General features: G+C 70.1%; 12 protein-coding genes. 3 read left to right on the top strand and 9 right to left on the bottom strand.

The annotated features are described in order from the left end of the window. Positions 1-38: 38 nt before the first annotated feature. Positions 39-791 carry a hypothetical protein gene (locus ACH34W_RS30770; protein WP_395964626.1) on the bottom strand — a complete coding sequence of 251 codons (753 nt, stop codon included), beginning with the start codon at positions 789-791 and terminating at the stop codon, positions 39-41. 123 nt (positions 792-914) lie between these two features. After that, positions 915-2,321: an aldehyde dehydrogenase family protein gene (locus ACH34W_RS30775; RefSeq protein ID WP_395964627.1), complete on the bottom strand. Its 1,407-nt coding sequence runs from the start codon at positions 2,319-2,321 to the stop codon at positions 915-917. A gap of 193 nt (positions 2,322-2,514) precedes the next feature. Between ACH34W_RS30775 and ACH34W_RS30780 the strand changes: the two genes are divergently transcribed. Next, a complete protein-coding gene (locus ACH34W_RS30780; protein WP_395964628.1) occupies positions 2,515-3,972 on the top strand; it encodes an alpha/beta fold hydrolase in 1,458 nt (485 codons plus the stop codon). 120 nt (positions 3,973-4,092) lie between these two features. On the opposite strand, the gene ACH34W_RS30785 is transcribed toward ACH34W_RS30780, so the two are convergent. Further along, on the bottom strand, positions 4,093-4,665 hold the full coding sequence (locus ACH34W_RS30785) for a hypothetical protein (RefSeq protein ID WP_395964629.1): 573 nt from the start codon (positions 4,663-4,665) through the stop codon (positions 4,093-4,095). Positions 4,666-4,671: 6 nt separating this feature from the next. Continuing rightward, the gene (locus ACH34W_RS30790; protein ID WP_395964630.1) at positions 4,672-5,271 is read right to left on the bottom strand and encodes a hypothetical protein; all 600 of its coding nucleotides are present in this window, start codon (positions 5,269-5,271) and stop codon (positions 4,672-4,674) included. A 206-nt stretch (positions 5,272-5,477) separates the two neighbouring features. Here ACH34W_RS30790 and ACH34W_RS30795 point away from each other — a divergent pair, with 206 nt between their 5' ends. Next, positions 5,478-5,960 carry a hypothetical protein gene (locus ACH34W_RS30795; RefSeq protein ID WP_395964631.1) on the top strand — a complete coding sequence of 161 codons (483 nt, stop codon included), beginning with the start codon at positions 5,478-5,480 and terminating at the stop codon, positions 5,958-5,960. Here the strand turns inward: ACH34W_RS30795 and ACH34W_RS30800 are convergent. From ACH34W_RS30800 to aceA, 5 genes are all read right to left on the bottom strand, one after another. After that, complete coding sequence (locus ACH34W_RS30800; RefSeq protein WP_395964632.1) at positions 5,936-6,895, bottom strand: ATP-binding cassette domain-containing protein; 960 nt, start codon at positions 6,893-6,895, stop codon at positions 5,936-5,938. The genes ACH34W_RS30795 and ACH34W_RS30800 overlap by 25 nt on opposite strands. Positions 6,896-6,900: 5 nt before the next feature. Then, the gene (locus ACH34W_RS30805; RefSeq protein WP_395964633.1) at positions 6,901-7,722 is read right to left on the bottom strand and encodes an ABC transporter permease; all 822 of its coding nucleotides are present in this window, start codon (positions 7,720-7,722) and stop codon (positions 6,901-6,903) included. Then, a complete protein-coding gene (locus tag ACH34W_RS30810; protein WP_395964634.1) occupies positions 7,715-8,503 on the bottom strand; it encodes an ABC transporter permease in 789 nt (262 codons plus the stop codon). The genes ACH34W_RS30805 and ACH34W_RS30810 overlap by 8 nt, the downstream gene beginning before the upstream one ends. A 181-nt stretch (positions 8,504-8,684) precedes the next feature. After that, positions 8,685-10,187, bottom strand: a complete 1,503-nt coding sequence (locus ACH34W_RS30815) for a M1 family metallopeptidase (RefSeq protein ID WP_395964635.1) — start codon at positions 10,185-10,187, stop codon at positions 8,685-8,687. Positions 10,188-10,425: 238 nt separating this feature from the next. Continuing rightward, positions 10,426-11,709 (bottom strand): isocitrate lyase, encoded by a 1,284-nt coding sequence (aceA, locus tag ACH34W_RS30820; RefSeq protein WP_395964636.1) that lies wholly within the window; start codon positions 11,707-11,709, stop codon positions 10,426-10,428. Between the two features lie 150 nt (positions 11,710-11,859). On the opposite strand from aceA, the gene ACH34W_RS30825 reads away from it, so the two are divergent. Continuing rightward, positions 11,860-13,296: a helix-turn-helix domain-containing protein gene (locus ACH34W_RS30825; protein WP_395964925.1), complete on the top strand. Its 1,437-nt coding sequence runs from the start codon at positions 11,860-11,862 to the stop codon at positions 13,294-13,296. Positions 13,297-13,319 lie beyond the last annotated feature (23 nt).

Below are 13,319 nucleotides of genomic sequence, written 5' to 3' on the forward strand. Positions count from 1 at the left end.
TTCTGGCATCCGGGTCAGACAGGCCTATGCGGACGGCGTCACTCGTACATCTGGCCGCACACCGCGATCCGGGCCAGGTCGGCCCAGGTCATCGTTGTGATCGAGCGAACATACGAACGCGGCTTGCCCTGGCCCGGAGACCCGGCGGTGAGCGGTACGCGGGCGCCGTCCGCCGGATCCCAGCCGCCGAGGCTGCCGGCCACGGCGCACTCCAAATACGTGGCCGGGTCGAAGTTGTACCAGCGGGGCGGGGTAGCCCGGCGCCCGGTGCCCGCCGGGCGCGGGGCGTCGACGCCGAAACGGGCCTGGCGGCCCGGCGGCGAGACCAGGAAATCGGCCAGGTCGGCGAGCTGGGAGAGGATCACCCGCTCCCAGTCGCCGTACCCGTGCGGCTCGCCGCGCGGCAGCGACAGATCCTTGGTCCGCCACGCCGGGTCGAACTCGGCGGGCGGCGTGGTGGCGGCCGCCGAGAACATCGCCGCCACGTCGTCCGGTTCGAGGACCTCCCGGGTCTGGAGCGGAGCACTCACCTTCCACAACGACCGCAGGAACGCCGACAGCGACCAGGACCTCGCCCGCGCCTCCTGGCCCAGGTGAAGGAAGTGCAGGTAGAGGTCGCGGTTGGTGTGCAGGCTCGGCCCCGGCGGCCCGCTGATCCAGTAGAGCTGCTTGTGCGGAACGCCGCTCTCCAGTGCCAAGACCTGGGCCAGGGCCGCGATGCGGGACTCGTGCGTGGCCACGGGGAACTCGTTGCCGAGGTCGTCCTGGCGAACGACGATCCACCTGTCCATCCGGGCCTCCGCGGTCGCCGATCAGTGCCGTTTCAGCTCCCCCGCGCAGAGAGTCTCCCATCCGGGTGGCCAACGAACAGTAGTTGCCGTGTCACTTTCCGGACTCGAAGTCGTGACCTACGGTCAGTGCCTGGAACGGTGGATCACCTGCAACTCTGTGAAGCCGTACAGGCCCCAGGGGCCGTTCTCCACGCCGACGCCGCTCCACTTGAAGCCCCCGAACGGCTGGTGCGGCCCGAGCGCGAGATGGGTGTTGACCCAGGCGGTACCGCATTCGAGACGGCTCGCGACCTCACTGGCGCGATCGGCGTCGGCGCCCCAGACCGAGCCGGACAGGCCGAAGTGCGTCCCGTTGGCCCGGGCGACGGCCTCGTCCAGATCGGTGTACTTCACGATCGGCAGCGCCGGGCCGAACTGCTCCTCGTCCACGATCCGGCTGCCGTCGGCGAGGTCGGCCAGGATCGTCGGCTCGAAGAAGTAGCCGGGGCCGTCGATGGGCTTGCCGCCCGCGGCGGCGCGGGCGCCCTTGGCCAGCGCCTCGGCGACCAGCTCGGAGACGCGGTCGTACTGCGGCTTGTTGTTGATCGGCCCATACTGGACGTCCTCCGCCAGGCCGTTTCCGACCTTGACTGAACGGGCCTTGGCGGCGAGCGCGTCCACGACGTCGGCGTACAGGCTCTCCGGCACGTACACGCGCTTGATCGCCGAGCAGACCTGGCCGTTGTTCTGGAAGGCCGCGCCGAACAGCTTGTCGGCCACCACGGCCGGATCGGCGTCGTCGAGCAGGATCGCCGGGTCGTTGCCGCCCAGTTCGAGCGTCACCCGCTTGAGATCGGGCGCCGCCGCCGCGGCGACCCGCTTGCCGGTGGCGACGCTGCCGGTGAAGCTGATCTTGCGGGGCACGTCGTGGGAGGTCATCCAGGCGCCGAGCTCGTTTCCGCCGGTCACCACGTTGAAGACTCCGGGCGGCAGCACCTCGCGCAGGACCTCGCCGAGCTTCAGGCTGCTCAGCGGCGTGTACGGGGAGGGCTTGAGGACCACGGTGTTGCCGGCGAGCAGCGCGGGCGCCAGCTTCCAGGTCGCCAGCAGGAGCGGGTAGTTCCACGGCGTGATGGCCGCGACGACGCCCATGGGGCGCCGCACCACCTCGACGAACGCGGCGTCGTCGTCCTGGATGATCTCGCGCGGCGTCTCCAGTCCCGCGTAGTACTTGAGCCAGACGCCCGCGCCGACCACCTCCCTGGTGGCGTCGCGGAGCGGCTTGCCCTGTTCGAGGGTGAGGATCCGGCCGATCTCCTCGGACCGGGCGAACATGAGGTCCGCGGCGGCCAGCAGTGCCTTGCGCCGGGCCTCCTCGTCGCGGCGCCACTCGGGAAAGGCGGCCTGGGCGGCGGCCATGGCCTGGTCCAGCTGTTCACGCGAGGCGTCGGGGGCCTGCTCGGCCACCTCACCGGTCGCGGGGTTGATCACGTCGAACGTGCCGTGCGCCTCCGCGCTCCGCCCGCCGATGGTCATCGTGAAACCGGTCACCCTTGAGCCTCCCCTTCGCAGCACATACCGAATGGCGTTCAGTATTCACCCCGGAACCGCCGTCCACCAGCCCCGGGGCCTGTCGGCGGGAGCCGGGCGGCGGCCTGTTCCCGGACCTGGCGGCCAGAGCGGGCCACGGCCGCTTCCGGCTGATCGGGCATGCCGGCGGCGTGGGCCGATACATGATCGCCTCATGCGATCACGTCTCCTAGCGGTGTTCGCCCTGACCTTCGCCCTCACCGCATCCGGCGGGGCGGCGGTGGCCGCGACACCCACGACCCCATCGGCCCCATCCGCATCGGCCCCATCCGCTAAGGCACCCCCCACGCTCTCCGACCCCCATCCCTGCGAGGGCCAGCCGGGCTACACCTGCTCGATGCTGGCCGTGCCGCTCGACCATCGCGGCAAGGGCAAGGGCAAGGGCAAGGGGGAGCTCAAGCTCCAGGTCGCCACCGCGGACAACGCGGGCGCGCCCAAGGGCACCCTCCTCTTCCTCACGGGCGGTCCCGGCCAGCCGGGCGTCCCGTTCATCACGCGGATCGCCCAGCGGCTGCCCGAGGTGGCGAAGAACTACCGCATCGTGATGATCGACCAGCGCGGCACCGGCGACTTCGGGGCGATCAACTGCCCGCAGCTCCAGGCGCAGGTCGGCAGCTCCGACATCGAGCCGCCGACGGTCGCGGCGATCGAGGAGTGCGCCGGGATCCTCGGCGACCGGCGGCACTACTTCACCAGCGAGCAGACCACGGGTGACCTGGAGATGTTGCGCCAGGCGCTCGGGGTGCGGAGCTGGGTGGTGGACGGGGTCTCCTATGGCTCCCTCACCGCGGCCCGGTACGCCGTCGCCCATCCGCGGAACGTGAGCAAGCTGGTGCTGGACTCGGTGCTGCCGCACGTCGATCCCCAGGGCGACGACATGCTCTACCTCACCGGCCTGCGCGCCACCGCCCGGGTCCTGCGTGAGGCCTGTACCGTGGCCCCCGCCTGCGGGTTCGACCCCGCCAAGGACCTGGCGTGGCTGGCCCGGCACCGTAAGGACCACGTGATGATCTTCGACTTGATCGTCACGTACGAGTTCCTCGACCCCACCTACCGCGACCCGAACCCGGCGGGCCTGCCCGCCGGAGCCGGCGACGTGATCGGGGCGATCCACGAGGCGCGCAACGGGAACCCGGCGCGGCTGGACCAGCAGCTCGCCCTGCTGAACTCCGGCGGCGATCCGGTCAACCGCTACAGCTCGGGACTCCACATCGCGACCGTCTGCGGGGACGGCAGGTTCCCCTGGGGTACGTCGGAGGCACCCGTCGCCGGCCGGCAGGAGATCCTCGAACGCACCCGCAGAACCCTGCCCGCCCGCAAGGTGTGGCCGTTCACCGCGGACACCGCGGTGGGCAACGGCTTCATCCAGGAGTGCCTCAACTGGCCGAGGTCACAGCACACGGCCGAGCCCAGTGTGCGGCTTCCGCGCGTCCCGACGCTGATCCTGAACGGTGACCGTGACCTGTCGACGCCGCTCGAATGGGCGCGGGAGGAGCTGCGGTACGCGCCAGGCGGCAGGCTCGTCATCGTCAAGGGCGCATCGCACTCGATCCAGAACCGCGAGCTCGGCACCCAGGGCCGCGAAGCGGTCAACGCGTTCCTGAACGGCTGACGGCAGCACCGGCCGGACGGCTGAGCTGCACGGCTGGCTGCACGACTGAGCTGCACGGCTAGGCGGATGAGCCCCGCCTGCGGGAGTAAGGAGGCGGGGCTCACCCGGGTCGGTGCCCGGTCATGCGGAAAGCAGGCGCTCAAGCAGGTCGCGGTAGGCGCGCAACGCCAGGCGGTGCCGTTCGGTGTCGGCGGGGGCGTCCTTCTCGGTGCGCCAGCGCTCGTCCAGCGACCGCTTGCGCTCGCCGACGGACGTCTTGATCGCCTCGACCACCTCGGTGGTCAGCTCATCCGCCTTGCGCACGGCGTCCTGCGGGTCGTCGACGAACGCGGACTGCAGGTCGCGCCAGCGGGCGTGGAACCGGTCGGCGTCCTCGGCGTCCATGAGCCGCTCGATGCGCTCCTCGGACGCCCGCCCGGACGGCTTCTCGGCCTCGGGCACCGGCACCGGCCCCGGCTTGGTCGCCGCCTCCGGCTTGGCCACCGGCTCCGATTTCGCCGTGTCACGCGGGTTGGGGAACGCCGTGGCCACGTCGCTCTCCGGCGCGGGGCCGGCGACCCGGGTGTCCCCGGTCACCGCCGCGTCGCCAGTGCCCGCCGCCTTCGCGCGTTCGTCGGCCGTCAACTCCTGCCCGGCGGGCCCGGGTGCCTTTCCCGGTCGCGTGCCGGGGCGGTCGGCAGGTCGGTCCTCCATGGTCGATCAGCTCCTGGCCTGGGGTTCGTCGCCGCGGCGCTCGGCCGGCCGCGGCACGGTGCCGCGCTCCTCCACCGGCACGGCGAGCAGGTCCTCGAAGAGGGCCCGGTAGTGCACCATCGCCTGGCGGAGATCCTCGGTGCTGGCCTCCTTCTGCGTGGCGCGCTCGCTGATGTCGTGGGCGCGGCGGTAGTGGTCGATCGTGCGTCCGTGCTCGACCGACAGGTGCGCGATCTTGTCGTCGAAGTCGCGGGTCGGGTAGCCGCGCTCGCCCATGACCACCGTCACGAGCCGGTCCGCCTGCTCGACGGCGGCCTCGGGCGTGTCGACGAACTGCTCCTGGACGTGCACCCACTGCTCGCGGTAGAGATCGCGCTGGCGCGGTTCGAGATCGTGGAGCTCCAGCTCTTCGTGCCGCTGCCGGCGGGAGAGCAGTTCCCGCTCCGCGGCGGCCCGGCCGCCGTGGCGCTCCACGGCCCGGTCGTATTCGGGGCCGAACTGCCGCCGCAACCGCCGCGTCCGGGCCTGGTTCCAGGCCACGTACCCGGCGCCGGCGATGGCCGCGATGATCACGATGCCTACGACGACCATCAGTACGGTCGACATCGTTGCCTCCGGAGGGTCTTGTGGAACGAATGGCAGGCCGATGCCCCGACAAACCGCATCCAAACAGTCATCTAGGATGAGGCGCGTCCGTCGTCGGCCAAGCCTCATGTCCTGATTTGCTGCGCTGTGCCGGATGTGCGTGCTGTGATGGGACCCGGACGAGAGCCCGCCTCCCGCCTCCCGCGGGCCCGTGCTGATGGGATGTGATGAGCGTGCGCCACGCCTTCGGTTTCCTCCTCGGCGTCCTCCTGGCCCCTGCGCTCGTGTACGGCTCTGCCTGGGGATATGTGCAGGCCGGGCAGTCCTTCGATGGCACGGGCCAGCAGATCACCGACAGCACGCGCATGTACGGGGCGTTCGCCCTGCTGGCGGCCGTCGGCCTGATCGTGGGCGTGATCATCGTGGCCCGCTGGGCGTCGCCGCTGGTGTCCCTCGTGCCCGCGCTGACCCTTATTGGATTCTCGGTCTACTTTCTGATCGACCCGGGCCGCGTCCTCGACCTGCCGGACAAGGTGCCGCCCGGCGGCGAGCTCGACTCCGGCCTGCGCATGCTGCTCGGGACGGGCGTCTACGCGATGATGGGATTCGCGCTGATGGCCCCCACCTGGGCGCCGCGCCGGTGGTCGGGCCGCCGTTCCGACGACGATCTGGAGGAGCAGCCGGACTACTTTGCCAGGGTCCCCACCTGACGGTAGAGCCGGGCGACCACTTCCTCGATGTCGGCGTCCCGCAGCGCGATGTCCCGCACCTCATGGCGGTCGGCCAGGGCGGCCACCACCGCCGCCGCGTTCGCCGTACGGGGCAACCGTAGCCACTGGCGCGGCCCTTCGACGCGCTCCACGACCACGTCAGGCAGGGAGATCGGCGGGCCCGGCCGGGCGAGCTCGACCACCAGCATCCGGTCGGCGTCCACGGTGGCGCGCAGCCGGGCGAGGTCTCCGTCGTACGCCAGCCGCCCATGATCGATGATCATGACGCGGCGGCAGAGCCGTTCGATGTCGCCGAGGTCGTGCGTGGTGAGCAGGATCGTGGTGCCGCGTTCGGAGTTGAGACGCGCCAGGAACTCCCGGACCGTCGCCTTGCTCACCACGTCCAGGCCGATGGTGGGCTCGTCGAGCACCAGGAGTTCGGGGTCGTGCAGCAGCGCCGCCGCCAGGTCGCCGCGCATCCGCTGGCCCAGGCTGAGCTGGCGCACCGGGGTGTCGAGGAACGGGCCGAGTTCGAGCAGCCCGGTCAGCTCGGCCAGCCGGGACCGGTGCGCGGCCGCGTCGACCCGGTACAGGTGCCGGATCAGGGTGAGGCTGTCGCGCAGCGGCAGGTCCCACCACAGCGTGGTGCGCTGGCCGAAGACCACGCCGATCCGCCGGGCCAGCGTGGTGCGCTGCCGGGAGGGATCCAGGCCGCAGACCCGCACCGAGCCGGACGAGGGCGTGAGGATCCCGGTGAGCATCTTGATGGTCGTCGACTTGCCCGCGCCGTTCGGCCCGAGATAGCCGACGAACTCGCCCGCCGCGACGTGGAACGAGACGTCGTCCACCGCGGCGACCGTGGTCCGGCTCCGGCGGATGCGCCCGGACCGCCGACGCACGGTGAACGACTTGCCGACCCCGGCGACCTCGATCATGTTCCTCAGCTCCCCGTCGACCGGTAGTGGCGGAGCCCGGCCCGCCAGACGAACCCCGCCAGCACGCAGACCACCACGGCGACCGCCGGAGAGGCGAAACGCGCCGCCCCGGGCAGGCCGAGCGGGTCGGCGCGGTCCAGGACGTACAGCCCGGGCTGCCAGTTCACGAACGCGAGCGGGACGACGAAGGTCACCCCGCGCACGAAGTCCCGGGCGAACATGCTCAGCGGGTACTGCGTGAGAAAAGCGCCGCCGTACGTGACGGACTTGGTCGCCCCGTGCCCGTCGATCAGCACGAACTGCAGCGAGGCCGTCAGCACCCACAGCCCGGAGAAGATCGCGACGCCGGCCAGCACCATCGCCGGGATCATCGCCGCCCGGCCCGCGGTCCAGTCCACGTCCAGCCGGGGCAGGGACAGAGCCAGCACCACCGACGCCGGGATCAGCTTGCCGAGCCGCCTGGGCGAGAAGTCCTCGGTGGCGATCTGCACGAGGGGGCTCACTGGGCGCACCAGCATGGCGTCGAGCGTGCCCTCCCGGATGTGCTTCCCGAGCCGTTCGGTGGTCCCGAACACTATGTCCGCGAGCGCGAACGAGAGCGCCGACGTCCCGTACAGGAACAGGACCTCCGGCGCGGTGAACCCGGCGATGCGCGGCGCGCGCGTGAACATCACCATGATCGCGGCCACGTCGAGCATGCTCACCGCGGCCGTCGCGAAGGTCAGCAGCACCATCGACACCGGGTACTGCGCCGCCGCCCGGATCCATGTCCAGGCGAGCAGCCCGTACACCCGGACCACCCCGCCCGGCACCACCGGCTCAGCCACCGTGGATCACCAGCTTCCGCCGCGCCGCGACGGTGAGCAGGGCACCGGCCGCCAGCAGCGCCGCCGCCCACGCGGCCTGGAACCCCAGGGCCGCGACCAGGTCGGAGCCGGTGCGCTTGCCGAGGTAGATGTCGGCCGGCACCTGGACCAGCGCCGCCCACGGCAGGACCCGCGCGATGTCGCCCAGCCAGCCGGGGAACACCACCAGCGGCAGGATCATGCCCGAGAAGAACAGCGACATGACCAGCGCGATGGCCTGCAGACCGCGGTCGTCGTGCAGCCAGAACACCGCAAGCGCGACCAGGTAGCGGATCGCGAAGCTCACGAGAACCGCCAGCGGCAACGCGAGGGTGAACGCCGCGAGCGCCCAGGGGCCGGCAGGGCGGAGGGTGAAGACCAGCATCCCGGCCACCATCGGGAGGCCACTGCGGAGCAGCAACTCGGCAGTGGCCCGGCCCAGGTCGTCGGCCAGCCACCAGCCCTGCAGGCCGACCGGCCGGTAGAGGTCGATCGCCACGTCGCCGCTGCGGATGCGGTCGCTGAGCTCCAGCCCGCGGAAGATCTGCACCGGCCCGATCAAGGCCTGGGTGAGGAAGCAGAAGGTGATCGCGTCGGTGACGTCGTAGCCGCCCAGCGCCGGGCGGGCCTGCCAGAGTGCGATCAACACGTACGCCCGCATGAACGCGAAGACGGTGTTGGTGATGGACTCGGCGATGGAGCTGAGCGGGTAGGCGGTGTACCGGCGGAGCGCGTACCACGCCACCCACGGAAAGACGCTCACTTACAAGGAGCATAGGGAGGATCCGGAGGCGGCTCCATGCAAAATTCACGAAAGCCCCGGAGCGCGCGAAGGCCGGACCGGGCGATGCCCGGTCCGGCCAGCACGGAGGGGACTTCTTTGGCAGCGGACCACTTACGACGGCGAACCGCTACGGCAGCGGACCGCTACGGCAGTGGGCCGCTTACGGCAGCGGGTGCTTGCCGGGGGAGTAGATCCAGGTCTTGAAGAACTGGGTCAGGTCCTGGCCGGAGATCTGGTTGGCCAGGGCAGTGAACTGCTCGGTCGTCACGTTCTTGTCCGCGTACTTCTTGACCCAGGTGCGCAGCAGCAGGAAGAACTTCTCGTCGCCGATGCGTTCGCGCAGGAACTGCAGCACCATCGCGCCGCCGTTGTAGACGCGGTTGTTGAACATGGTGTCGCGCTTGGGGTCGGCGACGACGACCGACCAGAAGGGGCGTCCCGCCGGGTCTGGGAACGGCCTGGCGTTGTAGGTCGCCCGTACCGCGTCGGCGACCTTGGCCCCGCCCTGCTTCTCGTTCCACCAGAGATGCGACCAGGTCGCGAAGCTCTCGTTCAGCCAGATGTCCTTCCAGCGCGCCGGGGAGACGCTGTTGCCGAACCACTGGTGCGCCATCTCGTGCGCGATGGTGGTCGTGTCCCGGACCGCCGAGTAGACGGGCTTGCCCTGGGTCTCCAGCGAGAAGCCGAGCGGCTGGTCGTTGAAGCGGGCGTCGTCGGCGATGGCGCCGGCGGTGTTGAACGGGTACGGGCCGAAGGTCTTGGTCCAGAGGTCCGTGGCCTCGTTGGTGGTGTTGAAGAAGAAGTCGACCGCGTTCGGCTGGGCCGCGATGAGCGTGGGGTCGACCGCGGTGTAGTTGGGCGTCCCAAGCGGCGACTTGCCGGTCTTCACTTGCCATTTGCCGATGTCGAGCGTGGTGAGGTACGTCGCCATGGGGCTGTCCTCATGCCACTTGAAGACGTTGGCCTGGGTCGCGGAACGGCGGCGGCTGAACGAGGCGGCCTGTGACGTCTTGCTCTTCAGGACGCCGTTGGTGACGGCGCTCAGGCCATTGGGGACCTTGATGGTGTAGTCGTACTTCGCCTTGTCGCTCGGGTGGTCGTTGGACGGGAACCACGTGGAGGCGCCGTTGGGCTCCGCGCCGACGAACGCGCCGTCCGGCGTGTGGAGGAACCCGTACGGCGAGCCGAAGACGATCGGCGACCCCACGATGGTCTGCGGGACGCCGCCGTAGGTGATGGTCACCTTGAAGGTCCGGCCCTTCCGGATGCCCTTGCGGGGCTTCACGGTCAGTTCCTGGCCGCGCCGCGTGAACGAGGCCTTCTGCCGGTCGACCTTGACGCGCTCGACGTCCATGCCGGACAGGTCCAGGTTGAAGCTGGACAGGTTCTGGGTGGCGCGGGCGGTCATCGTCACGACGCCGTCGAGCTGGTCGTAGTCGGGGTCGTAGGCGAGGTCGAGATGGTAGTGCTGGGCGTCGTACCCGCCGTTGCCCTCCAAGGGGAAGTACTCGTCGCCGACCCCGGACGCACCAGGGGTGTACCGGGTGCGGTCGGCGGTCGCCGCGGGTGCCAGCGCTACCACGCTGACGGCGGCGAGGGCGAGAGGAAGGACGCGCCCGGGGGTACGGCGCAGGCGAAGCTGCGGAGGGTGGCGCAAGGCCATCGTTGGATCCTCTCCCTTGAGTGATCAAACAGCCTGTCTACATTGGCCGGATAAGAGAGAAATGTCGAGCGCGCTGCCGGATCTGGCCGCCGCGGGGACCTGACGGGCCTGACCGGACGGCGGACACGAGAAGGCCCCTCCGGGGTGTAGGAGCCGGAGGGACCTTCTCATGGCCGGTGGTGACCGGCCGTCCTTAGTGGAGCTGGCCTTAGTGGAGCTGGCCATAGCGGCACTGGCCTTAGTGGAACTGGCCCTCTTCGGTGGAGCCCTTGAGCGCCGTGGTGGACGAGTTCGGGGCGATCGCGGTGCTGACCTGGTCGAAGTAGCCGGTACCGGCCTCGCGCTGGTGCTTGACGGCGGTGAAGCCGCGGTCGGCCGAGGCGAACTCGCGCTCCTGCAGCTCGACGTAGGCCGTCATGCCCTCGCGGGCGTAGCCGTAGGCCAGGTCGAACATGCCGTGGTTGAGGGCGTGGAAGCCGGCCAGCGTGATGAACTGGAACTTGAAGCCCATGTGGCCGAGCTCACGCTGGAACTTGGCGATGGTCGCGTCGTCCAGGTGCTTCTTCCAGTTGAAGGAAGGCGAGCAGTTGTAGGCCAGCATCTGGTCCGGGTGCTCGGCCTTGACGGCCTCGGCGAACTTGCGGGCCTGCTCCAGGTCCGGGGTACCGGTCTCCATCCAGATGAGGTCGGAGTACGGCGCGTAGGCCTTGGCGCGGGCGATGCAGGGCTCGATGCCGTTGGTGACCCGGTAGAAGCCCTCGGCGGTGCGCTCGCCGGTGATGAACTCGCGGTCGCGCTCGTCCACGTCCGTCGTGATCAGGGTCGCGGCCTCGGCGTCGGTCCGCGCGATGATCAGAGACGGCACATTGGAGATGTCCGCCGCGAGGCGGGCCGTGTTGAGGGTCTTGATGTGCTGCGAGGTCGGGATGAGGACCTTGCCGCCGAGGTGGCCGCACTTCTTCTCGGAGGCCAGCTGGTCCTCCCAGTGCACGCCCGCCGCACCGGCGGCGATCATGCCCTTCATCAGCTCGAAGGCGTTCAGCACACCACCGAAGCCGGCCTCGGCGTCGGCCACGATCGGGGCGAGGAAGTGCGTGTCGCCCGAGCCCTCGGACCACTGCACCTGGTCGGCGCGCAGCAGGGCGTTGTTGATGCGCCGCACGACCTGCGGGACCGAGTTGGCAGGGTAGATGCTCTGGTCCGGGTAGGTCTGGCCCGCCAGGTTGGCGTCGGCGGCGACCTGCCAGCCCGACAGGTAGATGGCCTTGAGCCCGGCCTTCACCTGCTGGACGGCCTGCATTCCGGTGAGCGCGCCGAGCGAGTGGACGTAGTCCTCCTCGTGCAGCAGCTGCCACAGCCGCTCCGCGCCAAGGCGGGCGAGGGTGAACTCCTCCTGGACCGAACCGCGGAGCCGGACGACGTCCTCGGCGGAGTAGGTCCGCTCGATGCTCGCCCAACGCTCATCGGTGTCCCACTGACGCTGCAGCTCGTCGGCTGCGCCCTTGAGGCGACTATCGCTCATTGTCTTGCCCTTCTGTGTCGTCCCCTGGGTGCTTGAGCCTGAGTCTGCCCCTGGATCAAGCCCTTAATGAACTCGCGAGTAACGAAAGATTGTCGAAATTTCCGGTATCATCAACCCGTGACGACCTTGCGGCCAGAAGAACCCCTCAACTTGACGAGTGACGTAGATCTCGTCACGTTCGGCCAGCGGCTCCGCCATCTCCGGCGCGGCCGCGGCATGACGCTGTCCGACCTCGGCGCGAGGGTCGGCCGGGCGCCGTCCCAGCTCTCCCTGCTGGAGAACGGGCGGCGCGAGCCCAAGCTCTCGCTCCTGCAGTCCCTGGCCGCGGCGCTGGAGGTCCCGGTGGAGGAGCTGCTGCGCCGGCAGCCGCCCAGCCGGCGCGCCCAGCTCGAGATCGCCCTGGAGGAGGCCCAGCGCGATCCGCTGTACAAGACGCTCGGCCTGTCGCACCTCAAGGTCAGCAAGCGCATGCCGAACGAGGTGATCGAGCACATCCTGGCCCTCTACGGTGAGCTGCGGCGCAGCCGCACCAAGCCCACCGCGAGCCCGGAGGAGGCCCGCAAGGCCAACGCCGAGCTACGGCGCCAGATGCACGAGCGCGGCAACTACTTCGGCGAGATCGAGACGGTGGCGGCGCGCACCCTCGACGCGATCGGCTACCGGCGCGGCCCGGTGTCGCAGGGCATGCTGATGACGCTGGTCGGCCACTTCGGCTTCGGCCTGCAGTACGTCCAGGACCTGCCCCGCTCGGTGCGTTCGATCACCGACCTGCGCAACCGGCGGATCTACCTGGAGCGCGAGCAGCTCGGCATGCACACGCCCCGCACGATCCTGCTGCAGACCCTCGGGCACATCGCGCTCGACCACGACCAGCCGCGCGACTTCGCCGACTTCCTGCGCCAGCGGGTGGAGGCCAACTACTTCGGCGCCGCGATCCTTCTGCCCGAGCGCGCGGTCGCCCCGTACCTCCAGGAGGCCAAGGAGGCCCGCGAGCTGTCGGTGGAGGACCTGGCCGACGTCTTCGCCGTCTCGTACGAGATGGCCGCGCACCGCTTCACCAACGTGGCGACCCATCACCTCGACCTGCAGCTGCACTTCACCAAGAACGACGAGAACGGCACCATCTACAAGGCGTACGCCAACGACGGCCTGCTCTTCCCGCAGGACGAGGACGGTGCGATCGAGGGCCAGCGGATGTGCCGGGAGTGGGCCGGGCGCCACGTCTTCAGCGCCGCCGACCGCTTCTCGGTCTACTACCAGTACACCGACACCCCGACCGGCACGTACTGGTGCCTCTCCCATATCGACCCGTCGCACGAGCGGGACTTCGCGATCACGCTGGGCGTGCGGTTCGAGGACTCACGCTGGTTCCGCGGCCGGGAGTCCACCAACAGGGTCAAGTCGGCCTGCCCGGACGGCGACTGCTGCCAGCGGCCGCCGAAGGAGCTCGCCGACCGGTGGGAGGGAATGGCGTGGCCCTCGGCCCGCGCCCATTCCCACGTGCTGTCGGTCCTGCCACCCGGCGCTTTTCCGGGAGTCGACGAGGCCGATGTCTACGCCTTCCTGGACCGGCATGCCGCCGAGTGACACGGGTCTGAGGGCAAACGCGG

It is taken from the genome of Actinomadura sp. 6N118 (genome assembly GCF_044326415.1).
GTDB lineage: Bacteria > Actinomycetota > Actinomycetes > Streptosporangiales > Streptosporangiaceae > Spirillospora.